The following is a 24,207-nucleotide window of genomic DNA, read 5'->3' on the forward strand; positions in this document are numbered from 1 at the left end:
CTTCAAGCAATGCAGCATACGAGACCAGACGGAAAACCGCATGTCGTCCACATCGGAATGGGCGGATGGGATCTTCATCCCTTCAACACCTACTTCTATCCTCAGAAATCCAGGGGCAATTTCAGAAAGCTTGAATTTTACAGCCAATTCTTCGATTGCGTCGAGATAAATTCGACGTTTTACAACCCCTCCCTCTCGGCTCTCAACACCAGGAGGTGGCTGAGCGACGTCTCGGCAAATAAGAATTTTATTTTTACCGCAAAGCTCTTCCGGGGATTCACACATACGTACGATGCGACGAAAGCGGATGTCATCTCGGTTCACCGGATGCTCGATCCGATGCACGAACGAGGCATGCTGGGAGGGCTCGTCCTTCAATTCCCCTACCTGTTTACGAACCGGCATGAAAACCGCCTCTACCTCCTGCAGTTGAGCAGACTGTTCTCCCGGTACCCCCTGTTCCTCGAAGTGCGCCACCGGTCGTGGTATAGCCCTTTGATGTACAATTTCTTCCAGGAGAACAGGCTTCACTTGATCAATGTCGACCTGCCGCAGATCAAACAGCATGTCCCGTTAACGTCCCTTTCCTGGTGCGGGGCGGGGTATTTCAGGATGATGGGAAGGAATTCCGAATCGTGGAAGAATCCCTGGCGTCTCGAGGGGGACGGCGCTCACGTCGTGAGCGACCGGTATCATTATTACTATTCCCAGCGCGAACTGGAGCAGCTAACAGCCCTGATCGAGAAGGTCAGGGAAATCGCCGAATCCACCTTCGTCATTTTCCATAACGATCCGGAGGCAAATTCACTCGTCAACGGATTTCAATTGAGGCATCTCGTCAAGCGGAAGCAGCGCGTGCTCGTTCCGCAGAACTTTCTCCGGTCCTTCCCGGCCTTAAAACCGATCAGCTCCTCGGTCAACATCAACCATCCCCTCTTCGATCACCCGGCTCAACCTTCAGGCCATCCGCTCGAATATCACGATGAGGATCTCCGCCAGGATTAGCAGGATGATGATCCATTCGAGGGCCGTCGCCCGCCGGCCCTCGAGCCGTGCGATGATGAACATCCCTGATCGCGAAATGAGTGAGACTTTTTGCTCGATGATCCTGATCCGGTCCTCCAGGTCAAACTGCCGCTTCAAGCCCGTGTAGAGGTCTTCGATCCGTTTGCCTCCGTCCCACACAATCGCCGGGTCGTCAAACGCCGAGAGCGTATAGGCCAGTTCGTGCTCGACCGCGAGCGCGAAACCCACTTTTTTTGTGAGCTCACGCTGCCGGTAGGGAATCGTTCCCGTGGACTGAAGCGAGGCGATCGGCCCCTCCAGCTGCGCAAGCGCGTCTTCTACGAGTTTTTCGTAGTACTCCACCGACACCGACCGGCTCAACACCGCGCCCACAAGGAGCGCGATATCCCTTGTCAGCTCCCGGATCGTCAGCTCGTCGGTTCCTTCCGGATCCTTTGACTGCGTTCCGAGGTAGAGGATGAAGTCGTCGTCGCTCACAATCTTGTTGGGCCGCTGAGTGAACGGCATGAGGCTCTGGACGAGGGAGGTTTGTTCGGGGGATTCCACGTTGAAAAAAACGATCGACCCGTAATCGAACAGGGCGACAAGTTTCCGGGGGGCCAACTGAACGAGAAGAGGCGTATGTTCGAGGACTGTTCCCTTGAGATCGTCCTCAAGCACTTTCCGGGCGCCGTGAAGATCGTACGCCGAAGCCACATCGAGGGCCCTGACGAAGATCTTTTCCCGCTGCACATCTGGCTCATCCCGTGCGGACATGAGCGTTCACCTTTGGAAACTATCCGACTGAAACGCTCTCCGGCTTCAGGGAGCGTTCGATCCGCCCGAGAGCTTTTTCAATATTGGGGATCGAGTTTGCGTAGGAAAACCGAAGGTACCCTTCGCCGAATTTGCCGAATGCGGTTCCGGCGAGGCACGCCACACCCGCATCGGTCAGCAGCTGGTCGGCAAGCTGCCGCGATGTCTTGCCCGTCCCGGTGATGTTCGGAAAGACGTAGAAAGCGCCTAGCGGTTTGTGGCACCGGATGCCGGGAATCGCGTTCAGTCCGGCGACGATGATGTCGCGGCGCCGCTTGAATTCCTCCAGCATGCTTTCTACATCCTTCTGGGGCCCCGTGAGGGCTTCGATCGCCGCGATCTGTGAAAACGAGGTGGTGCAGGACGTGCTGTTGACCTGGAGCTGCGTGACGTATTTTGCCAGCTCCGCGGGCATGACTCCATAGCCGAGCCGCCAGCCGGTCATGGCAAATGTCTTCGAAAATCCGTCCAGAATGACCGTCCGCTCCTGCATTCCCGGAAGCGAAGCAATGCTGAACGCCGTGGTGCCGTCGTACAGGATCCGGCCGTAAATTTCGTCGGAGAGGACGATGAGGTTGTGGGCGAGGGCCACTTCGGCAATCCCCCGAATGTCGGACTCGCTCAAGACTCCCCCCGTCGGATTCTGCGGCGAATTCAGAATGAGCATCCGGGTCTTCGGGGTGACAAGACGCTTCAGATCTTCGAGATCAAACCCGAACCCCTTGTCTTCCCGCAACCGGAGCGGCACCGCCCTGGCCCCGACGAACTCGACCGCCGATTCGTAGATCGGAAAACCGGGATTGGGATAGATGACCTCGTCCCCCTCGTCCACGCACGCCAGAATCGTAAAAAACATGATCGGCTTGGCGCCGGGGGTGAACACGACCTGCTCCGGGAGAACCTCGATGCCCCGGGTTTCGGAGACGTGACGGGCGATCGCCGCCCGGGCCTGAGGCAGCCCCGCCGCGGGGCCGTAATGGGTGTAGTTGTCGTCGATCGCTTTCTTTGCAGCCAGCTTGATGTTGACCGGGGTGTCGAAATCGGGCTCGCCGATTTCCAGATGGACGATGTTTTTCCCCTGTGCTTCGAGGGCGCGCGCCCTGGCGAGCACCTCGAATGCCGTCTCGGTGCCGAGGCGGCTCATGCGCTGAGCGATATGGATCATGACCTGCTCTTCTTATTATGAAAGGCTACTTCGCGTCTTCCACCTTCGTGTAAATCAGAACCTTTTGCCCGCCCTTCTCGGCGAACGTGCCGGTGAGTTTCACCTTTTGGGCCGCAAACGGGAGCAACTCCTCGTTGGCCCCCTTCATGCCGGCTTTGGGGACGACCAGATACGCCTTGTCGGATTTATCGTCGAGAATTCCGACGGGCAATCCTCCTTTGATGCAATCGATCGCGCACTGCTTGTGATCCTCCCCCTTTCCCCCCATCATCCCCTGGATATAGCATTTCAGGTCGATGATCTCGCCGGTGACGGTGACATCCTTGGCTTCTTTCTTTTTCTTGTCCTGGGCCGACCCGATCGCCAGCGCGAACAAGACGAGCGGTAGAATGATGAGTGTGGTTTTCTTCATGAACGACGACTCCCGTAGTGAATTCCCACGATTTTTCTTAGTATACGAAATATTCCCATTATTTTCCCTTCTTGTAATACCGGAGCGCCTCGGGGAGTTCTTCCCGTATTTTCGCGATCCGCGATTCATCCGAGGGATGCGTGCTCATAAACTCCGGCGGAGCCTGACCCTGGTTCTCCTGCGCCATGCGCTGCCAGAAGGTCAACGCCTGATTCGGGTCGTAACCGGCCATCGCCATGAAGATCAAACCGAGATGGTCTGCCTCGCTCTCCTGCACGCGGCTGAACGGAAGGAGCGCGCCGTACTGTACCCCGACTCCGAAGGCGGTCATCCAGATTTGCTGCGTTTCCTGGGGCTTCTCGGAGAGCGCCTGGGAGAGAGCCGTCGATCCGAGTTGCGCCAGCAAACCCTGGCTCATCCGCTCGGCGCCGTGGCCGGCAACGGCATGGGCAATCTCATGTCCGAGCACGACCGCGAGGCCCACATCGTTGCCCGTGAGCGGAAGGATTCCCGAGTAGACCACCACTTTGCCTCCCGGCATGCACCAGGCGTTTTTCTCCTTGTTTTCGACCAGATTGAATTCCCAGCTGTATCCGCTCAGGGACATTCCGTTCTGAGATGCGTACTGCTCGACGGCGGACTGGATTCGCTTCCCCACCGTTTTTACGGCGACGGACTGTTTATCGGTCGCGGGGATGACCTTGTTGCTCTTCAGGAAGTCGTTATACTGTTGCCCGCTCATCGAAAGCATCTCCGATCCGGGGATCAGATTCAACTGTTGTCTTCCCGTGAGGGGAACGGTGCTGCAGGAGTTAAACAGCAGGCTCATGAGGCAGATTCCCGCTGCCGGGAGTAGTCGTGCGGCGATCGTTTTCATCATGAAAACCTCTGTCGATGATTTGTGAGTTTTAGAGTTTCTGAGTATCATTTGCTTTCAGCCGGCCAATGAGAGGAGAGAACCAACATGGCTACTGCAATCGGCATCATAGGCTCAGGGATGGTCGCTCAAACCCTTGCCAACGGGTTTCTCAGGCACGGGTATGAAGTCATGATCGGGACCAACAGCCCCGCGAAAATGGAAACTCTGCGGAGCAAAACGAAGGGTCTCGCCAACATCGGCTCGTTCGAGGAGGCTGCGAAATTCGGCGCACTCCTCGTGCTGGCGGTCAAAGGCTCCGGCGCCGAATCAGCCTTGCGGCTTGCGGGCATTCCCAACCTGGAAGGGAAAACCGTCATCGATACGACGAACCCCATCTCCGACGCCCCACCGGTGAACGGCGTCCTGCACTACTTCACATCGATGAACGACTCCCTCATGGAGCGTCTTCAGAAGCTTGCGCCCGGGGCGCGCTTCGTCAAGGCATTCAGCTGTGTCGGCAACAATCTCATGGTGAATCCCGATTTCAAAGGCGTCAGGCCGACGATGTTCATCTGCGGGAACGACGATGACGCAAAAAAATCGGTCAGGGAGATCCTTGACCAGTTCGGGTATGAGATCGAAGACCTGGGAAAGGTCGAGGGCGCCCGCGCCATCGAACCCCTCTGTATTCTCTGGTGCATCCCGGGGTTCCTCGAGAACCGCTGGACGCACGCCTATAAAGTCTTGAAATGACCGTTAACGCATCCGGACCGCCGGACCTATCGGGGCCAGAGCCATCCGAACGTCCCCGCCGTAAATAGCGCATAGATCAAGCCGTCCACCGTCGCTTTCATCGTCGTGGTCCAGGCGCGGTTGTACCAGATCGACATCTGCCAGAGGGCGGCGGAGTATGCCAGAAACGCAGTGACTCCCGCAAACCTGAAGACGTGAAGATAATCCGACCCGGGGGGCAGCGCTCGGCCGGCGACGTACCCGGAAAAGATCCCCACGACGACGGTGTAAAGAAACCAGAGGATAAGATTCCTCTTCATTGACATACCGCCTCCCTGCCACACCGTCATGACCATGACCGGCCCTCGCTTCACCTTTTCCATGAATTCGGGTGAACGCATCTCCTGCCTGCTTGACGGGCGGGGGACCATGTAATCGCCGGGAGGAATCGCAAGCGGCCGGAGCGCATCCATTACTTTCTCCTCGTTCGCCATCTTGGGATAATCGCTCTTGTGCCAGGGTGAAGCCATGTGGATGATGGAGCTCAGGATGAAGACGAAGACGGAGGAGAGCAGAACCGGTAGCCAGAGTTCGGTGAGTCCTGTCATGGGCATGGAGATTCTCCTACTCTCGATTGTGATTGAATGAGTGACGAATTAAGGGGTCGCCACGGAACATCGTGCAAAGGTACGCAATGGGAGATTCATCTCAAAATTCCGTAATGTCTCAATTTGTCATCCTGAGCGAAGCGAAGGATCTCGCTGGGGGGATAGATGAGATCCTTCGGTCGCTACGCTCCCTCAGGATGACATATGGGGTGAATGTGAAATACTACCCATAATTCCCAATTTCATCGCCGGATTTCTCGGGGCTCAACTTGCCCGGTATGCGGGGGCGAAGACATCGCGCGCGAACGCTTCCAGAGTCGTCGGCGTGGTGTTCGACTCTGTCCGCCTTGCCAGACGCTGGACCCGCCCCTCGTTCAAGGCCGTCTGCAGTTCGACGAGAGCGGTTGCGGCGTTCCGGGAAAAGCCGGCTCCCACAAGGCCTTTGTGCAGACCTTCATAGGGAAGTTCGACATACGGCAGATCGGGTTTGCCGATCGCCCCGCCCAGAATAGACGTGGCTTCACGGCATGTATAGTCGCGGGGTCCCAGCAGCTCATGGACGGTTTGTCCCTGGAACTTCGCCCCAATCAGGTAGTCCGCCGCAACTGAGGCGATGTCCTGGGTACAGATCATGGCAAACGGGACTTCTGAATGAATCGCACCGCCGTTCATCCCCGCGCCCTTCATTAATGGGATGGAGCCGAGATAGTTTTCCATCAGGAAGGCGGGACGAAGAACCACCAGCGAGAGTCCCGGAATCGACTTCAACAATCCTTCAAATTCCCCGTTCGGCGCGGCCGGCCCGATCCCTGAGGGCGGGCTGACTCCGATCGCGCTCAGAGCGACGACCCGAGGAACACTCGCCGCACGGATAGCCCCGGCCAGGCTCGCAGCGGTGCGGCGTTTGTCCCCGAGGAAGTCCGGATGGTCCGGGTGCTCGGGGATCATCGCAAACATTGCGTCGACTTCCCGGAGCGCTTCGTTCAGGAACGAGGAGTCCTGAAGATCTCCGACACGTTCTTCGGCGCCCCGGGCGACGAACGGCGCCAGCTTGTCGCGGCTTCGCCCGATGACACGAACACTCACCTGTTTCCGAAGGAGCCGTTCGACAAGAACTCTCCCGATGTTGCCGGATGCACCGGTGACGGCTACGAGATGCGCCATATGAATTCTCCTCTGTTTGCTTTTTTTCTTCCTGTCACTTTCTCCTCGATGCTGCTGCGCCGCCCATGCGCCCTAGAGAGCATAGTCCAATTCAATGCGAAATCCGTCTTTGTCCGCGAGATACGTTCCGGATCCATGGATGCCTTTCAGCTTCCCGCTCCCGGAATCTTCCGAAATCCTCACGGAGGAGCTGGCAGCCCCGCCCTCAAATGTGCCGGTGTCTTCGAGGACAAAGCTTCCCTCCATCCCCAGCAGGTTCCCCTCGAAATAGATGAGGCCGACGTAGGAAGCTCTTGCCTTGTGCTGGTCCGCTTGATCAAAGTGCCGGTAGAACATCAGGTATTCGACATGGCCGCTGCCGGCCAGGTCGCCTTTGAACTCGTAGACGACAGATGCCCTCGTCATTTTCTTTTCAGAAGATATCTCGCGATATGTCGCTTCTTCCCATTTCTTGACCGTGTAGGAGGACTTGGCCTTCATGTCGACTCCGATTGATTGTGAGAGTTCATGGCGGATCACGGCCTCCTGAGCACCCATACGTCGTTGCTGTAGACAAATTCCGTCTGTCCGGCGATTCCAGGACCGCCATATTTCCCGCCTGTCATCATTATCTGGTTCCTGAAGATGCATGTGGCAACCCCCCCGCGTGGAGTCCATGGGGCTCGCTGCGGGATCCACTTCACTCCATCCGCCGATGTAAGGACTTCGCTCCTGAAGATCCCATTCCGATTGCATCCGATCAACCAGATCCTGCCATCGAACACCTCAACCGAATAGCCGAAGATGTTACCCTCTGCAATCTTCGGCGTAAGCAACTCCCAATGTAATCCGTCCGATGAAACCCACGCATCGGAGCCCAACATATACAACTTATCCTTGAAGAGTACAAATTGTTGTCCTGCACGCTTCCCGAACGGTAGACGGTCGGCAATCTTCGTCCAGTGTACTGCGTCCGACGATACCCACGCATCGTCGTACTCGCCTGCAGCGTCCTCACCTCCGATAATCCAAATCTTGTCTTGAAATACGAATGGATGGTAGAAGAACCGTTTCGGGAGGGTCGATTCCTTTGCAAGAATTTCCCAGCTCTTGTAATCCGATGTCCGCGCGATCTGGGTTGTCTGGGTATACCGCTCGATATTCCCGTCGAACGTTCCGAGGGCGTAGATCGCGCCTTTGAACCTCACGTAATCCAGAAATGCCTGCCGGTTGACAATATCCGGAAGCGCTGTCTTCTGCCAGGAAACACCATCCCGGGAAAACCATACGCCGTCGTGATGAAAAGCCCGGACAATGTCGCCGTCCGAAAACAATTGATAGTTGTAGCTTTTCGCGTAGCCCGCCTCGGGCGTGAGTTGTTTCCACGTATAGCTTCCTGACAGGCCCTCGCCCGGGCGACGCCCCTCTCCCGCCGGGGGGCTCTGCCGCCCGCATAACGGCAATACAACCAGCAGTTGGAGTAGGGTTAATTTGCAGATTGAGATGCTCATATCATACTCCTCACCGGAGAGATGAATGAATCAGTGTCACAGGCCGCATTCTCAGACCGGCGCAATAGCCCCGGCCGCGCTCCGTGCAACCCGTCGCAATCCGGAGTATGCCAGGAGAGCGCCGGCACCCACCGCGAGGAGACCGATCACCGATAGCCAGAATGATGCGTCTACACCGGTTTCCCAGATGAGCGGTGAAGCGCCCGGAGAAGCCTGCCATTCCGAGCGTCCCCGCCCGATCAGGTCCAGTGTGCTCAGGATGTTGCCCCCTGCATGGAGGACCATGCTCGGGTAGATGGAATTCGTAAAGTAGGCGAGCGCTCCATAGACAGCAGCCACTACTATATAGTATGGCATCAGGATCAACCCGACCTCCGGGTGACTGAAGTGGGCAAACCCAAACAGGGCCCCGGTGACCAGGATTGCGATCACCGGACCATGCCGCTCTTCGATCTGCTTCTGCATGTAACCGCGGAATGATGTTTCCTCAGCCACGCCGGCTACGATGGCGCTCATGACAATCCACATGAACACGGTCACGGGAGGATACCGGGAGATGTCAAGGTGCTCCTGTTGAGGAAGCCTGACGAGGCGGTTCATGACGCTCTGGAAGAGAACAAGGGAGATGAGGCCCAAAACTCCGGCCAGTATCGCAGCGCCCCACACCTCGCCCTGAACACGGTTCGCGCGGCAATACGTCCGCCGGAACCCTGAAGTCGATTGCGGCCATCCTCCCCCGCGAACGTACCACCAGAAAAACCAGAGATAGAGGATTGTGGGAATCAGAGCCCAGGGTACGCTCGACCAATATTTCGTGTTTGCCGTTGCAAGAAGTGCCCACGGGACTGTGCCGGCTGCCGCGACGATTCCGCCTGTAAGGACGGCCCGAACGATGGCAGGCAGGCGCAGCCACAGGCGAACCGCTCCGGCAATCTCCCCGGTGTCCGGCGAAGGATTCATTTCTTCTCTTTGGCCTCGTTCAATTTCTTTCTCGCCCTGACCAGTTTTTTTATGAGTGCGATCGGGAGATTCCTGTCCAATGGAAAGCGGACGGTCGCTTTGGCAGTTTCAAATCCCTTCAACTCATTCTTGTGCTCCTCGAGAACGGGGCCCGGGAGATAGAGTCCGATATGATTCTTAAACGCCGCGAAATAAACCAGCCGTCCTTTATACCCGTAGTAGGGAATTCCGTAGCTGATGCGTTCCTCGGCCGCCGGCGCGGTCTCTCTGATTGCCTTCCGAAGCTGTTTCAGTTTCCCTTTGGCATCCTTCGAAGCCGCGGCAATGTACGCGTCGACGCTCTTGGGTTTTGGCATGGATTTCACGTTCGCGAGAGTTCCGCGATATCAATGCACTCCAATACAGGTTTAGGATAACCTGCCGCTGCCGCACGGATCATCGAACGACCGACATCCTCAAGCGTGCATACGAACTTCGGAGCGAGCAGTTTCATGACCGGATAGAAAGGCGCGAGGACCTTTGAGATCGTGAGGCTCCTTTTGGATCCTGCAATTGGTTTGATAAATCCGGGCCGGAAGGCATAGACCGCTTTGAAGGGGAGTTTCATCAGATCATTTTCCGTTTTGCCCTTCACCCTGGCCCACATGCTTTTGCCCCGCTCAGTACTGTCGGTCCCCGCTCCGGAGACATAACAGAAGACCATTTGTGGATTGAGACGCACCAGTGTCCGGGCTGCCGCCATCGTCAGGTCGTATGTTAACCGGCGGTATTCTTCCTCCCGCTTGCCGACCGAAGTAACGCCAAGGCAAAAGAAACAGGCGTCGTATCCGGCCAGACGAACTTCGATCGCCGAGTAATCATAGAAATCGTTGTGAAGCACTTCGATGAGCCTGGGATGCCTGAGATCGCACGATCTTCGACCGATCACCAGAACGGAATCGATCCGGGGATCGTCGAGTGCCTCATGGAGCACTCCTTCACCGACCATCCCGGTGGCCCCGAAGAGTATCGCCTTCATACTCATGAATTACCCCAAACGGCGCTGTCGAAAGCGACAACCCGCCTAAGTCTCATAGAACGGCTTGCGCGGCTTTTTCCGCATGAGCACTCCGAGCCGTTCAGCGAGCCACTGAAAATATTCGCCCAGATAGGGGTCCGGAAGTTTCTGGCGCATTTCTGAAAATGCCGGCTTATATTTTTCCCATGAAGTTATGACAAAGGAACCGAGAGTCTTCTCTACGAGGTCGATGTTGATCAGCCGTTCTGCGACAAGAATCCCCAGCGACTCCATTTCCTGTGCAAACTGTAAGTAAACGGTCTTATCACTTGCAGGAAGGGCCTGCCAATTCTCATAGGTGGTCGGCAAGTCATGGGTGCTGATGTGGACCATCAACTCGGAAAACTCGCGGGTTTGGAAACTTCGAACCGTCTCCAGCGTCAATCGTTCACGGCGATCCCGCCCCGCAGCCCGAACCTGGGCGATACCGAATATCACCGCCACGATGAATGAGAGCGTGAGGGCAAGATTCGCCAGGACGGTGATGAGTTCGTTCGTCATCGGTTTTCCTTGTCAGCAGGTGGAGGCGCGGTTGTCCGATTCTCGCCAAAGGAGATGACGAAGCCGTAGCAATCCTGGACCAGGACTTCCCGGGTGCCGTAAACAGTGTCAATCGGACCGTCGATAATGTCGGCGCCCCGGTTACGGAACTCCTCGAACAACGCATCAACACCCGCCGCGTAAATGTACGCATCGAGCCCTCCCTCCCGACGGGTGACATTTCCCTGGGCGATATCAGTGTCCCCTTTTCCCAAATGGATCGTAATATCGCCTCGTTTGATAATTGCAAAGACCGGCGGGTCGAGCCAATATCCAAGGATCTTGAACCCAAGAAAGTCCCTGTAATACTCCGCTGCTTTGACCACATCAGGAACCACGAATTGCGGCGCGATTGATTTCAGCAGGGCCGGATTCTCATTCATTCTCAAATCCTTTCACCAAACAGTAGCGCCTCTCTTTTGCCGACTATCTCTCCATCTCGTCATGCTGACATGCTTTTGGTCAGCATCTTTCAACGCCCTTGGATGAAACTCAGGTGCCCCCCAACACCCAATCGACTCGAGTGACGGCGTTGACGTTATCGATCCACTCGGATCGAATACAAGACGTACCCCTGGAGCTGATAGTTTGACAACACCGTCTGGGCCGTAAGCGTTATTTTCACTTCGGGCAGAAGCTGCTCCTTTTTGACATCGGAAAATGCCATGGCCTGCCCGCAAGCGATGAACTTTCCTCCTGCCTTCTCGATATCCTGAATGAGCTTGATGTTCGGGTTATCCACGGAATGCTTTTTCTGATAACTCTCGTTGCTCATGAGCGCCTCGAGGCCGGGGCCATACACCAGCACAACCGGAGTGATTTTGTTCGGCGCGATTCCCGACGCGACATGCAGGTTGAGCACCCGGGCGACTTCGTCCAGGCTCTTATTGATATCTTTGGCGAGAGAGTCGGGATTCTTGGCGGTGACGCCGAACAGCAGCTTGTACTCGCGGTTCGGGTCGGGAATTTCAGTCGGATCGGCCACAGGTACGACCCCGCTCCACTTGGTACCCTTGAGGTAGGGGTATTCGGAGATCGCGACGAGTTTTTCGATCCTCAGTGAATCCGCAATCATTCTGGCGTGGGCAACGCTGTCCCTCTGCGCCTTTCCGGGACTACCGGGCGTGGAGGGTTGAGCGGAGCAGATCGACGCCGCTACGAGGGAGAGCGCGACAGAAAGATAAAGTGTTCTCATATCCTTGCTCTTTTGGAAAGTGGGACTGCCTGTGATGGATTCGTTTCTCATCCTGGCTTAATGTTGCGGTTTGTGCGGAACATGTTTTCGGGATCCCACTTCTTCTTGACCTGAGCGAGTCGCTTGAGTGCGTTGCCGAGTGATGCGTCGGTGCGTTCAGTCCCTTCGTCTTCGGTCAGAAAATTGAGGTAGGTTCCCCCCGTCGAATACTTCTTCATATCGTTCCATGCTCCCCGAACCCAATCAATGTTTGTTTTGTCCTCCTCCGCCCGTTCCCACGCCCCCGGAATGTTGAGAACATACCGCGCGTCACGATTACCGACAGGGGAATGATCCCGATCGAGCCTGTTGAGGGCGCCGCCGATCTGGAAGAGGCCTATCGCCGAGTGCCGGGACGGAATGCTGCCGGCATGCTGAACAATCCCGGACAGCAGCCCGGGATCGAGTTGCGAAACGTATTCGCTCTTCCAATAGTACCGGAGCCCTTTAGGCTGAGTCGCATCGAGGAGCGATTGCAGTTGCGCATAGGGGCGGCGAACGAGAACATCGCCGACCGGCTTCCCGAACGATTTGATCGGAGCGACAAGTTTCTCTCCCTCTGCGGGATCGCCGGAATAGCAGGCAAGAATTCCCGCGATCAGCTTTCCATGCCACTCCTTTGGAAGCCATGGCGCAGGGGGAGCCAGGCGAATCACCAATACGAGCGTAAGCTCCGGCGGCGCACTCTCGGCGAGCTTCCGGTACAATTCCAGCACTGCGGGAGCCTCGGTCCCCGGCCACGCGACGAGCCCACCGACAATCTCCGGGCCGACTGGAAAAAGCCTGTAATCGAATCCCGTCACGACGCCGAAATTGCCGCCGCCGCCCCGCAATCCCCAGAAGAGATCGGAATTTTCGTCTCCGCTCGCTCGCACGAGCCGTCCATCAGCAGTGACGACGTCCATTCCGACGACGGTATCGGCCGTCCAACCCCAGCGCCGTGTCAGGTAACCGAACCCTCCCCCCAGCGTGAGTCCGGCAATGCCGGTGAGCGACACAAATCCAAGCACGGCAGCGAGCCCGTGGATCTGGGTCTCACGGTCCAGATCTCCGAGGAGACAGCCCGCCTGCGCATGGGCGATCGATTCCAGCTTGTTTACCCAGACGCCGCGCATGAGAGACATATCGAGCATGAGCGCTCCGTCGGCGGTGGCGAGTCCCGCGATGTTGTGCCCGCCCCCCTTGATGCAGAGGAGAAGCCCGTTTTCGCGCACAAATTGAACACACGCGATCACATCGGCGACACCGAGGCAGCGGACAACGAGAGAGGGCCTGCGATCGATCATCCCATTCCAGACCGTCCGGGAATCTTCGTAGCCGGCGCCGCCCGGAAGAAGCACAGGGCCACGCAGACGCATCTTCAGGGTATCGATCTTGTCCTGCTTGAGCTCGATCTCGCGTCCGTCCAGTGTTTTCAATGCGTTCGCTCCGCGATCATGACGAGTATGTCTCCTCGCTCCTCTTTTTGAGTCCGTCAGCCTCAAGCTTTAGGTATCGATTATTCAGGCTGGAGGTCATTCTCGCGAGCAATGGCCCCAGTAATCCTGAAAATCTAATCGAAAGAGTTACCCTCGAGCCCTCAGAAGCCGGCAAAATGGCATGATGGGCGGTCACCGTTACGCCGGGACTGGAAGTGGTCCCTGTAAAGCCCGACTCGTGCTCCAGTGCGGTGACATGCCAGAGTGCCGGAGGAAGCTTGGGCTGATAAATCCACATTTTCGATCCCACGGTTAAAGGGCCGTCCTGCAGGCGTCTCACCTTTCTCACGCTCGTGGTCCACTCGGGCCACCGCTCAACATCAGCCATGATCCCCCAAACATGCCCGGGAGGAGCGTTGATGATGACACTGATATCGAAAAGATTCCTGGACTCCATGGCGAATCGAATTTTTTGCGGATGTCGCAGAGGCCGGTACTCCGCCGGCCAAAAAAGCAAAAACCCGCGGCTCAAACCTTTTCTTGATTCGATCCTACGGGTTCATCACTCAAGGCCAACGCGATGATCTGTGCTTGAATTCCCTACTTCAAGAGCTTCGCGGTCAGAGTGATATTCACCCCTGCGAGCGCCTGCGAAACGGGGCAGTTCTTCTTGGCACCCTCGGCGACTTCCTGGAATTTTGACTCGTCGATGCCGGGCACCACGGCCTCCGTCGTCAGCTCGCTCGTCGTTATCTTGAATCCCTCTCCGACTTTTTCGATCTTCACTTTGGCGTTGGTGCTCACTCTTGTGGGGGCAAATCCCGCTCTTGTGAGTCCGCCTGAGAAGGCCATGGAGAAGCATCCCGCGTGAGCCGCCGCAATGAGCTCTTCAGGATTGGTCCCCTTCCCTTCTTCGAATCTCGAGGAGAATGAATAGGGGCCGTCGAAGGCTCCCCCCGCAAGTTTCATGTTCCCCTTCCCCGTTTTGAGGTCTCCCTCCCAAACGGCGTCCGCTGTCCGTATCGGCATTTTCGTATCCTTGTTGAATTTGAATGAGTGGATTGACTGAGGTGATTAATGTATGAATTCCCGGATAAAAATACTAACCGGATCCGGACGGTTCGCGGTAAGCGGCGGCAACGATCACACCCGAAACGAACGTCAGACAGGCGACGATTCGAAAAGCGGGACTGAGGCCCAGGGTATCTGCGGCAAACCCTATGCATATCGCCCCGGCCGCATATCCCAGATCGCGCCAGAGCCGGTAAACTCCGACCGCCGATGCCCGCCACGCGGGTTTGGATGAGTCCCCTACGGCGGCAAGTAATGTCGGATAGGCCAGCGCGGTTCCAAGCCCCAGGAGAGCGGACGCTCCGAGGAGCCACGCGAACTCGCCGGCGCCGAGTATCATCCAGATGGCCGCGGCCTGAAGCCACATCCCGGCGGCGATCATCCACTTTCGCCCGATGTTATCGCTGAGGATCCCGGTAAAGACCTGTGTCACCCCCCAGACTCCCGGATAGACAGCCGCGAGGATTCCGATTTCGGCGACCGGGAATCCGAGCGAGGCGAAGTAAATCGGAAACAGGCCCCACGCTACGCCGTCGTTGAGGTTGTTGATGAGTCCGGCCTGGCTGCAGCTGAAAAGATTACGATCCTGCCAGGACGTTCGAAGAAATACTTCCTTGAAGGAGATTGCCTCTTCCGCGGTTTCCTCGCGGGGCCGCCCGGAGAGGCCGGACTCCACCTTCGTGAACCCGCTTGTTTCTTTTACGAACAGGAACGAAAGAAGAAATCCCGTGATTGAGACGCCAACCCCGAGGAAGAACGGATAGGGACGGAGGCCGTACTTCTGGGCGATCAGCGCCGAACAAAACGCCGCAACCGCGACCGCGACATATCCGGAGAACTCGTTCAGCCCCATTGCGAACCCCCGCCTCCTGGGTCCCGCGAGGTCGATTTTCATGATGACGGTGGTCGACCAGCACAATCCCTGGTTGAGCCCGAGCAGAACGTTCGCCGCGAGGATCCACGACCACGACTGCGCTCCCATCAACAGGAACGGAACCGGGATTCCGGCAATCCAACCCGCGATCAGGATCTTTCTTCGGCCAACACGGTCTGAGAACCTCCCCGCGACGAGATTGCTCAACGCCTTCACGATCCCGAAGGTGATGAGAAAGGAGATGATCGCCGAGCGCGACGCGATTCCAAACTCCCGTTCTCCCATCAGGGGAAGAATCGACCGTTCCATTCCCACCATCGCGCCGACGAATGCGTTGACGAGAACGAGGAGTGAGAACTGGGGGAGGTTGGGGCGGATCCCCATTTGAAGAGTTTTTACGCCGGTGGATGCCAAAGGGTGACCCGTGTTTGGGTGCGAGGGGGGGTGCGCCCTCTTACTGCAACAGTTTCCGTCCGTCTTCGAGGATTGCGCGTATTCTTTCTTCGCTTGGGGCTTCCGAGTAAATCCGGACCAGGGGTTCGGTTCCCGAGAAACGAATCAGGAGCCAGCTTCCGTCCTTCAAAATGTACTTGAATCCGTCGGAGAGGTTCGTTTGCACCACGTCCATCCCGGCGACCTGCTTCGGATGGGAGGCCTTCAGTTTTCCGAGGAGTTTGTCGCGCTGGGATTCCTCGATCACGATATCGATACGGTCATAGTAGTGAGGCCCGACCTTTTCGAAGAGCCTGTCGAGGAGCTGGGAGGGCTTAAGCCCGGTTTTGCACATGAGGTCGAGGAAAAAGAGGCCCGCAAGAATCCCGTCGCGCTCGGGGACATGCCCGCGAAACGCGTAACCGCCGCTTTCTTCTCCCCCGATCAGGGCGTCCGTCTCGGTCATCTTCGGTGCGACGTACTTGAACCCGACCCCGGTTTCATAAATGGGGATGCCGTAGATCTTCGCAAGCGCATCGAGCATGGAAGTCGTGGAGAGAGTCTTCACGATCGCGCCCCGCATGCCGCGCACGTCGAGAAGGTACATCGCGAGGAGCGCATAGACCCGTAATTGGTCGATAAACCTCCCCTTCTCATCCCCGATTCCCACGCGGTCCGCGTCTCCATCCGTGATGATGACGACATCGGCGCCCGCCTGCTTCCCTTTCGCCAGTCCCGCGTCGACGTTGGGCGGAATCGGCTCGGGCCTGCTCATTTCTGGAAACGCGGGGTTGCGCTCGCTGTGGATTTCGACGACCTCCGCCTTGCCTCCGGAGAGAAGCCGCGGGAACCATCCGGCGCCGTTGCCCCACATCGGATCGACGAGGATTTTCATCCCCGAATTTCGGATCGGCGCCACGTCGATCATATGCCCGAGTTGTTCGAGGTACTTCGCATCTGCGTTAAACTCTTTGATCGTGCCCGCGGAGAGGGCGTCGGCGAACTTCATCCGCTTCACCCCCGCCACATCGGGAGGGATCGATTGTTCGATCTTTTTCAATCCCTCGGGGGCGATCGCTCCCCCCGTCTCGTCCCGCACCTTGAATCCGTTATCGGTGGGCGGATTATGGCTCGCGGTAATGTTGATCGCCGCTATCGCTCCCCGCGCCTTCACGCTAAACGAGATGACGGGGGTGGGGACGCCTCCTCCGCAATAATGCACGGGAATCCCGTTTGCCGCGAGGACTTCCGCGGCGGCGGCGGCGAAATGCTCCGAGTTGAACCGGCGGTCGCCTCCGATAACGACGCCCCGGGAAAGCTTCTCCGGCGCCATCGTCGAACGAAGGTATTCCGCAAAGCCCTGGGAGCAGCGGCGGACGTTCTCAAACGTGTAATCTTCGGCGATCCTGCCGCGCCAGCCGTCCGTTCCGAATTTGATTGCCGATCCCATATTATTCAAAACGCTCCCAGGCCGGGATAGATGGCGTTCGTATCGAGCTCCTCTTCGATCCGGAGGAGCTGGTTGTACTTTGCGACCCGATCGGTGCGGCTCGCCGAACCGGTCTTGATCTGGCCGGCGTTCGTCGCGACGGCGATGTCGGCGATGGTCGTGTCTTCCGTTTCTCCCGAACGATGGCTGATCACCGTCGAATATCCCGCCCGTTTCGCCATTTCTATGCAGTCGAGCGTTTCGGTGAGGGTGCCGATCTGATTGACCTTGATCAGAATCGAGTTTGCCACTCCTTTTTCGATCCCTTTCGCGAGGATCTCCGTGTTCGTCACGAAGAGGTCGTCCCCCACGAGCTGGATTTTCTCTCCGAGCGTTTCGGTCATGATGGTCCATCCCTCCCAGTCGTTCTCGGCCATCCCGTCCTCAATCGAAATGATCGGATATTCCTTCACCCACTTCTCATAGAACTTCACCATCTGCTCCGGTTTCTTCGCCGACTTGTCCGATTTTCTGAAGACGTATTTTCCCTTCTCAAAGAACTCGCTCGCCGCGGGATCGAGCGCCAGGAAGATGTCTTTTCCCGGCTTCATGCCCGCCTTCACGATCGCGTCGAGGATGACCTCGATCGCTTCCTCGTTCGATTTCAGGTTGGGCGCGAATCCCCCCTCATCGCCGACCGCCGTGTTGTACCCCTTTTTCTTGAGAACCCCTTTCAGCGAATGAAAGGTCTCGGTTCCCATCCGGAGCGCCTCCGCGAAATTCACCGCGTCAACGGGAACGATCATGAACTCCTGGAAATCGACATTGTTGTCCGCATGCTTCCCGCCGTTGAGGATATTCATCATCGGAACGGGGAGCACTTTGGCGTTCGCCCCGCCGAGATACCGGTAGAGCGGCATCTCGAGCGCCTCCGCGGCTGCCCTGGCGACGGCGAGGGAAACGCCGAGGATCGCGTTCGCCCCGAGGTTTGCTTTGGTCGGGGTCGCGTCGAGTTCGATCATCAGACGATCGATCCCGACCTGGTCCGTCGCGTCGAAGCCGATGATGGCTTCCGCGATTTTATCGTTCACGTTCTCGACGGCATTCAGGACTCCCTTGCCGTCGTAGCGCATCTTGTCGCCGTCGCGAAGCTCGATCGCCTCGCGCTCGCCGGTCGATGCCCCGCTCGGAACCGACGCGCGGCCGCGGACGCCGGATTCCAGCACAACGTCGACTTCGATCGTGGGATTTCCGCGTGAGTCGAGGATTTCCCGCGCATAGGCGTCGGTAATCGTGGTCATTGTCGTATCCATTGGGAGGTTAGGCTGAAAAAGTGCTTGAATATCGCCAAAAGCCGGACGAAATGCAACGAAGGCCGGAGGATTGTCATCCTGAGCGCAACGAAGGATCTCTGAGTGCTTTGGATCCCAACGACGAGATCCTTCGGTCGCTCCGCTTCCTCAGGATGACAAGCCACTACCTATAATCGTTTCCGGATTTCTTCAAACACCTCCTTCACGCCGAGCAGATTCATGCACTCCATGTACCCTTCGCCTTCACGGTTGCAGTAATCGAGGTGGCAGGGATGGCAGGGCACGTCCTTCCGAAGTGCCGTGTGGCCGGCGGAAAGAGGGTAGAACGGCGGCACGTACGGAAACCAGATATTCTCCTCGCCCGGACCGAAAATCCCGATCGTCCTGGTCCCGACTGCGGCAGCGATATGCATGGGTCCGCTGTCGTTCGCGACATACACTCTGAACTTTGAAAGCACCGCGGCGAGCTGCCGCAAGGGCACCGCCTTGAGAAATGTCGCGTTTCCCACCGCCAGAGCCGAAATCTTCTCTATAATAGCGGCGTCGCGGGGGCCCTGTGTCACCACCACGTGGACATCGAGCTTTGCCTTGATCAAATCGATCAGATCGGCGAATCGTTCGGCGGGCCACATTTTTGCCGGCCAGGTCGCGCCGGGGTGCAACCCGACGACCGGCTTCTCCAGATCCACATCCTGCCACTTGAGATAGATTCCCGCCTCGCGTTTTTCCGCATCGCTCAGGAATATTTCCGTTTGCACGTGAGTGCGTTCGACGCCCAGAGGTCGGACATACTGATAGTGGTATTCGATCGCCGTTTTCGGCTTTCCGTCGTCCACGATCCGTTCGGTATACAATCGCCCGCGTCCCCGCACCTCCTTGCCGATCCGGACAGGCGCGCCGCTCGATCGGGCGAGCAGGGCCGTGCGGGGGTTGCAGAACAAATCTATGAAGACGTCGAATTTTCCCTTGCGGAGGCGTTGAATCACGCGGAGTTGTTCCAGGAACCCCGGCTTCGAAAAATCAAATGCGATGAGCTCGTTGAGGTGCGGGTTCCCCTCGAGAAGGGACACCGCTTGCTTCTCCGCGAGGTAGGCGATGTGTGCGGATGGAAATTTCTCCCGTACGGCGCGGACGACCGGCGTGGTCAACACCACGTCGCCGATAAACTTCATACGCGATATGAGAATCCGGTCGAACTTTTGCATGAGTGGAAATAGGATCGCGCCTCGGTTTCATCCTATGCCGTCATCCCGACATGTTTCAGGTCGGGATCTTTCTAAAAGCTTTTCAAGATGCTGACCTAAAGCATGTCAGCATGACGAGTTGGAGAGAAAGTCCCCCAAACTGCGACATCATCGAAAATAGGCAACTCACCGGCGAGATGCAATGTAACTCCCCCCGTTCTTTTCAAACCAGTCGCACCGCTCGAGCCAGTCGTCGACCCGCTGCACCGTCAAATCATTCGTAACAAAATTGAGCGACTCCCAGAAATGGACCCGGGCCTGCTGAAAGTCTCCGAGCCGGAAGTACGCCTCTCCCGTCAGCTGTTCCCGGCGTGAATCCAGAATCGCACGCTCGAACGCCCCCCCGGGGCGGGATTGCATGACGGAATCACGAGCCATCGCGCGGAAACGCTCGACCGCCAGCCGGTACTTCTTCTGCCGGAAGAAGAGCCTCCCTTCGAGGTACGAGATGATGGGATCCCGCGAGCGGCGGGAAAGATCATCCAGAAGCTTCTGCGCGGAGGAGTCCGTCAACGATCCGACGATATATGCCGGAAGCGCGGCCCGGAGGTCATCGTCCTCCGTCGCCGTCAAGCGGATCGCGGCCGCATCGTCGAGATTCTCGGAGATGTCGAACCCCAGGAGTTCTCCATAGGCCTTCCTCGCTCCCGCCGCATCACCCCGGTACCAGAGGGCGTCTCCGTAGAGGATGTCGAGGTTGATGAGGCTCGACCGGTGGAGCGAGTCCGTTGCCCGCGCCCTGATTAACTCCACCACCGTGTCGTACCGCCCCGCGTTAAAGGAGGAACGGATGAGCCCGGCGTACGACTCTGTGTTCCAGCTCGTCACCAGGGCGGCGGAAAAGTCGGAAATGGCGGCGCCGGGGTTGTTCAGATCGAGGTTCCGATACCCCGCCTCGTTCCGTTTTGCGACTTCCCTCGCACACTCCTTTGCGAAAATCGAGGGCCTGTCGAAATAGTATTCGACGTGTTTCCGCCACGATTCCGGAATGGACGTGGCGGCGAGGTGCGTCTGCCATTCGTCGACCAGGCCGTCGTACGATTTTCCGTAGACGTCGGCGGGCGATTTCCCGCCGTACAAAGCCCGGAAGAGGACAATCCCGTACCTGTCGATCAGGTATTTGCAAAACGAGCCCATCAGGACATAGCTTACCGACGACGCCCTCGTCGCGAACCCGAGCGGACTGATGAGAGGCCGCGGATCGCCTACGAGTTTGAATTCCCTGATCGCCGCGGCATACTGGTCGAGCGTGCGGTTTCCAAAATCGGGGTCGACCGCCATGGCCAGCCCCTCCACGAGTCCGATGTGATAATGCGCCCGGATGACGGGCATTCCGAATTGCCCCGCCAGCACATGCACCAGCTCGTGCTTGAGCGTGCCTTCGAGGGAACTCTTGCCGAGATGGATCTCGCGGCGCCAGGGTTTCGCGATGTTCGTCGTCCTGGTCCCGATCAGCCGCAGTTTCGTGTCGGCGTCGGGATAAATGTACGACGTGATCTTTCCGTGGAACCGGATCTGGAGGGCCGTTTCAACCTGAGAGAACCGGTATTCGTGCAGGGCGGCGATCCATCCGATTTCGGTTGCGGAATAAGAATCCCGCGCGTAGTAGATCCGGAAGTGTTCGGTGGAATAGGTCGATCCGAGCTCTCGTTCAAGAGATTCGCCGGTCGTTTCAAATCCGAGGGATACGCGCAAAAACCAGACGGCAAGGAGAAGGAGTCCTGTGACGAACAACCGCGCCTTCTTCCACCTGCCTGCCGGAAGATTCGGAAGCGCCGCCCTTCCTTTTTGCCCGGCGAAACCCGCCAGGTCGAAGAGGAAGAGGCCGGCGACAATCGTGACGAGCCGGAAGAGCAACAGACGGGGGGTGATCGTCAGGACCTCATCATACGAAAACCCCGGGAAGAACCCGTACACGAAGTTGTACGAATAGATCTGGGGGGAACTATATCCTACATAGAGCGCGTAGAGGAGCGTCGCAACGATGAGCAGGCTGTAAACGACAACTGCGCGCCGGACCATCACCGCGCAGGCCATCGCGAGACCGACAGACCAGAAGACGGTGATCCCGGGGATCAGGATATAAAAGAGCATCCCTTCACCGTACGAGCAGTTCCGTACGATGAAGAGATTCACGGTTCCGACCGCCAGAGGCACGAGAAGGAGAATCCAACCCCGAATCAGCGACTGCCGGACAGATTGCCGGACAGCTTGATTGAATCCCGCCCCCGGTTCCCGCATCCGGAACAACCTGATCGCAGGTATTCCTGCGAGCCATGGCATTGCGAGGGCAATTGCGAACGAGAACTCGTATCCCAGATAGTTGAGCAGCGGAAGCCGGATGAGAAGAACGGAGAGAAGGAGGAGGAAGAGGCCTCCGGCGATGGGGAGCCTCAAGGTTAGCTTTTGCGGAGCCGCGTCACTCATGTTCGACACGTGCCGGGCACACAACGGGTGCGGAGTGGCGAGAAACCAGGGTATGAAGATCCCGGCCTGAAACATGCCGGGATGACGCTACCCAGAGCGTCACAAATTGTAACGCTGGGCGAGGGCGCTCGCCTTTTCATCCTGACCGGTCTGGGTATAGAGATACGCCAACAACCGCAATACTTCCGGAGGGGCGTTGCCGTATTTCATTCCCTCTTCGATCGACTCGATTGCCGGGAGGTTCTCGTGCCTGAGCGCCCGGACTTTTCCCAGGCCGTAATGCGCGGGCGCGTAGTGCGGATTCAGCCGGATCGCATCCCGGTATTCGTGCTCCGCGTCATCCAGGCTGTCCCGGACCGCATAGAGAAGACCGAGGTGTTCGTGGAGCTGGTAGAGCGTCGAATCGGCCCGGAGTCCCGAGCGGCAGACCGCAATGGCGCTGTCGGGCAATTTGAGGTTTTCGAAGAGTTCGGACGTTTCGAGATACCGGTTCGGATCGTGGGGCGACCGGGCGATCATATCCCGGCAGACGCGCGCCGCTTCCCCATAGTGCCCTGCCAGGTAATATGTCTCACGCAGCTTGGAATAGCCCAGAAACTCGTTCGGCTTTAGCTCGACATACTTCTCCAGCAGGCCGATCGCATCGTCATATCTCCGGAGATTGAAATAATATCCCGCGAGGTTGAAGTACGCCCGGCTGTAGTTTGGAGATTTCCCAATCGTGTCGAGCCAGAGAGTCTCGCTGTTCTGCCAGACGGGGATTCTCTCCAACGAAAGGAGAAACAGTAGCAGCACCAGGCTCCCCGGAAGGTATTTCAGCGTCGGCCTACGCGATTCCGGGCCGATGATCAGGAACCCTCCCCGGGCGACTGCGAGTACGAGCCCGATCATCGGAACGTAGAGACGGTGTTCGAGGATGGGGACAGCGACCGGAATAATATCGAGCGTCGGCAACAAACCGATCGCAAACCAGAGGAGTCCAAAGCAGGCGATCCTGTCTCGTTTCCAGGTCCAGCGGATACTCCACACGAGTCCGATCACCACTCCCCAGGCGAGCCACAGCCACGGGGACCGGAGCCATGGCGACTGGCTGAGCGGATGGGCGACGCTGAGCCCGGATGGGATGACGAGCAGCCGGAGATATGCCGCCACGATAGCGGGCACTTCCTCAATCCGGTGGAGAAGAGGGGTGTTTCCGTAGAGACCCTCCGCCCCGACCACCGTCCCCAGAACCGCGAACCGGACAACCAGATAGCACGCCAGAACTCCGGCCATCGGTGCATAGCGTAGAAGCGACTTTCGGCTCAGGAGTGTCCGGACCGTCGCGCCCCCGAGACAGAGGTCGTATGCGGGGAGAAGCAGGAGATAGAATGCCGCCGCCTCCTTGGTGAACAACGCAAGGGCGAAGAAGAGGACCGAGAGCGCGAAGGCCCTCTCCGGGCGGCCGGCCTGATCCCGGGACGAGACGTAGCAATAGATCATGAGGGCCACGAAGAGGCCCATCAGGAGGTCGTTCCGGCCGGCGATCCACGCCACCGACTCGGTTTGCACGGGATGGACCGCGGACAACAATCCCCCGACCATCGCGGTCCAGAGACTGCCGGTTATTTTTTGAATCAACAGAAATACGACGAGCGTCGTGGCGATGTGCAGGACGACGTTCATCAGGTGGTATCCGAGCGGATTGAGGTCCCACAGGTGATATTCGACGATGAAACCGGCCATCATGACCGGCCTGTAATAGATGCTCTCCGCGTGGTGGCCTGCGAACACCTGCTCCGCAAATGCGCCCGCGACATTCGGGAGGGAGGAGAGAAACGTTTCGTTCTGGACGATCAGGTCGTAATCGTCGTAGGTGACGAAGTCAAACCGCGCCGTCTGGGAGTAGAGGGCGGCTATGACGACAAAGAGCAGAAGGAAATATTTCCATCCGGGGAAACCCGCGGCCATGGAAACG

At 57.7% G+C, this 24,207-nt stretch carries 25 protein-coding genes; 2 read left to right on the forward strand and 23 right to left on the reverse strand.

From position 1 onward, the window contains the following. The coding region (locus tag VI215_05695; protein HEY6191805.1) for a DUF72 domain-containing protein at positions 1-1,005 on the forward strand (1,005 nt) is incomplete at its 5' end. Here the strand turns inward: VI215_05695 and VI215_05700 are convergent. From VI215_05700 to VI215_05715, 4 genes are read right to left on the reverse strand one after another with little or no spacing between them, the layout of a single operon-like run. Continuing rightward, a complete protein-coding gene (locus tag VI215_05700) occupies positions 958-1,758 on the reverse strand; it encodes an RMD1 family protein (protein HEY6191806.1) in 801 nt (266 codons plus the stop codon). The two genes, VI215_05695 and VI215_05700, sit on opposite strands and share 48 nt — an antisense overlap. A gap of 43 nt (positions 1,759-1,801) precedes the next feature. Next, positions 1,802-2,986, reverse strand: a complete 1,185-nt coding sequence (locus tag VI215_05705; GenBank protein ID HEY6191807.1) for a pyridoxal phosphate-dependent aminotransferase — start codon at positions 2,984-2,986, stop codon at positions 1,802-1,804. A 25-nt stretch (positions 2,987-3,011) separates the two neighbouring features. Further along, the gene (locus VI215_05710) at positions 3,012-3,398 is read right to left on the reverse strand and encodes a hypothetical protein (protein HEY6191808.1); all 387 of its coding nucleotides are present in this window, start codon (positions 3,396-3,398) and stop codon (positions 3,012-3,014) included. A 58-nt stretch (positions 3,399-3,456) separates the two neighbouring features. Continuing rightward, positions 3,457-4,275, reverse strand: coding sequence for a M48 family metallopeptidase (locus tag VI215_05715; GenBank protein ID HEY6191809.1), 819 nt, complete (start codon positions 4,273-4,275; stop codon positions 3,457-3,459). Positions 4,276-4,362: 87 nt separating this feature from the next. Between VI215_05715 and VI215_05720 the strand changes: the two genes are divergently transcribed. Continuing rightward, on the forward strand, positions 4,363-5,010 hold the full coding sequence (locus VI215_05720) for an NAD(P)-binding domain-containing protein (GenBank protein ID HEY6191810.1): 648 nt from the start codon (positions 4,363-4,365) through the stop codon (positions 5,008-5,010). A gap of 26 nt (positions 5,011-5,036) precedes the next feature. Here VI215_05720 and VI215_05725 read toward each other — a convergent pair whose 3' ends face one another. From VI215_05725 to VI215_05815, 19 genes are all read right to left on the reverse strand, one after another. Further along, a complete protein-coding gene (locus tag VI215_05725; protein HEY6191811.1) occupies positions 5,037-5,603 on the reverse strand; it encodes a hypothetical protein in 567 nt (188 codons plus the stop codon). 258 nt (positions 5,604-5,861) lie between these two features. Continuing rightward, a complete protein-coding gene (locus tag VI215_05730; GenBank protein HEY6191812.1) occupies positions 5,862-6,761 on the reverse strand; it encodes an NAD(P)H-binding protein in 900 nt (299 codons plus the stop codon). A gap of 72 nt (positions 6,762-6,833) precedes the next feature. Beyond that, positions 6,834-7,280 (reverse strand): DUF3224 domain-containing protein, encoded by a 447-nt coding sequence (locus VI215_05735; protein ID HEY6191813.1) that lies wholly within the window; start codon positions 7,278-7,280, stop codon positions 6,834-6,836. Beyond that, entirely contained in the window at positions 7,277-8,251 is a 975-nt protein-coding gene (locus VI215_05740; protein HEY6191814.1) for a hypothetical protein, read from the reverse strand. The genes VI215_05735 and VI215_05740 overlap by 4 nt, the downstream gene beginning before the upstream one ends. Positions 8,252-8,302: 51 nt before the next feature. Next, positions 8,303-9,211 carry a CPBP family intramembrane glutamic endopeptidase gene (locus VI215_05745; protein ID HEY6191815.1) on the reverse strand — a complete coding sequence of 303 codons (909 nt, stop codon included), beginning with the start codon at positions 9,209-9,211 and terminating at the stop codon, positions 8,303-8,305. Continuing rightward, entirely contained in the window at positions 9,208-9,567 is a 360-nt protein-coding gene (locus VI215_05750) for a DUF1801 domain-containing protein (GenBank protein ID HEY6191816.1), read from the reverse strand. The genes VI215_05745 and VI215_05750 overlap by 4 nt, the downstream gene beginning before the upstream one ends. A 5-nt stretch (positions 9,568-9,572) precedes the next feature. After that, entirely contained in the window at positions 9,573-10,235 is a 663-nt protein-coding gene (locus tag VI215_05755) for an epimerase (protein HEY6191817.1), read from the reverse strand. Between the two features lie 39 nt (positions 10,236-10,274). After that, complete coding sequence (locus VI215_05760; GenBank protein HEY6191818.1) at positions 10,275-10,769, reverse strand: hypothetical protein; 495 nt, start codon at positions 10,767-10,769, stop codon at positions 10,275-10,277. After that, positions 10,766-11,191 (reverse strand): glyoxalase superfamily protein, encoded by a 426-nt coding sequence (locus tag VI215_05765; protein HEY6191819.1) that lies wholly within the window; start codon positions 11,189-11,191, stop codon positions 10,766-10,768. The genes VI215_05760 and VI215_05765 overlap by 4 nt, the downstream gene beginning before the upstream one ends. 155 nt (positions 11,192-11,346) lie before the next feature. Then, positions 11,347-12,003, reverse strand: coding sequence for a DsrE family protein (locus VI215_05770; protein HEY6191820.1), 657 nt, complete (start codon positions 12,001-12,003; stop codon positions 11,347-11,349). A gap of 47 nt (positions 12,004-12,050) precedes the next feature. Beyond that, positions 12,051-13,460, reverse strand: a complete 1,410-nt coding sequence (locus VI215_05775) for an FAD-binding oxidoreductase (protein ID HEY6191821.1) — start codon at positions 13,458-13,460, stop codon at positions 12,051-12,053. Positions 13,461-13,476: 16 nt separating this feature from the next. Continuing rightward, positions 13,477-13,917 carry an SRPBCC family protein gene (locus tag VI215_05780; GenBank protein HEY6191822.1) on the reverse strand — a complete coding sequence of 147 codons (441 nt, stop codon included), beginning with the start codon at positions 13,915-13,917 and terminating at the stop codon, positions 13,477-13,479. Between the two features lie 143 nt (positions 13,918-14,060). Beyond that, complete coding sequence (locus VI215_05785; GenBank protein ID HEY6191823.1) at positions 14,061-14,489, reverse strand: OsmC family protein; 429 nt, start codon at positions 14,487-14,489, stop codon at positions 14,061-14,063. A 73-nt stretch (positions 14,490-14,562) separates the two neighbouring features. After that, positions 14,563-15,789 carry an MFS transporter gene (locus VI215_05790; protein ID HEY6191824.1) on the reverse strand — a complete coding sequence of 409 codons (1,227 nt, stop codon included), beginning with the start codon at positions 15,787-15,789 and terminating at the stop codon, positions 14,563-14,565. Positions 15,790-15,859: 70 nt separating this feature from the next. Next, positions 15,860-17,287, reverse strand: a complete 1,428-nt coding sequence (locus VI215_05795) for a phosphoglucomutase/phosphomannomutase family protein (GenBank protein HEY6191825.1) — start codon at positions 17,285-17,287, stop codon at positions 15,860-15,862. A 5-nt stretch (positions 17,288-17,292) separates the two neighbouring features. Then, the gene (gene eno, locus VI215_05800) at positions 17,293-18,567 is read right to left on the reverse strand and encodes a phosphopyruvate hydratase (GenBank protein HEY6191826.1); all 1,275 of its coding nucleotides are present in this window, start codon (positions 18,565-18,567) and stop codon (positions 17,293-17,295) included. 179 nt (positions 18,568-18,746) lie between these two features. After that, a complete protein-coding gene (locus VI215_05805) occupies positions 18,747-19,751 on the reverse strand; it encodes a glycosyltransferase family 9 protein (GenBank protein ID HEY6191827.1) in 1,005 nt (334 codons plus the stop codon). A gap of 198 nt (positions 19,752-19,949) precedes the next feature. Next, positions 19,950-22,220: a hypothetical protein gene (locus VI215_05810; protein ID HEY6191828.1), complete on the reverse strand. Its 2,271-nt coding sequence runs from the start codon at positions 22,218-22,220 to the stop codon at positions 19,950-19,952. 129 nt (positions 22,221-22,349) lie between these two features. Beyond that, positions 22,350-24,200 carry a tetratricopeptide repeat protein gene (locus VI215_05815; GenBank protein HEY6191829.1) on the reverse strand — a complete coding sequence of 617 codons (1,851 nt, stop codon included), beginning with the start codon at positions 24,198-24,200 and terminating at the stop codon, positions 22,350-22,352. Positions 24,201-24,207: the final 7 nt, after the last annotated feature.

The sequence above is a fragment of the Bacteroidota bacterium genome, from assembly GCA_036522515.1.
Classification (GTDB): domain Bacteria; phylum Bacteroidota; class Ignavibacteria; order UBA10030; family SZUA-254; genus VBOC01.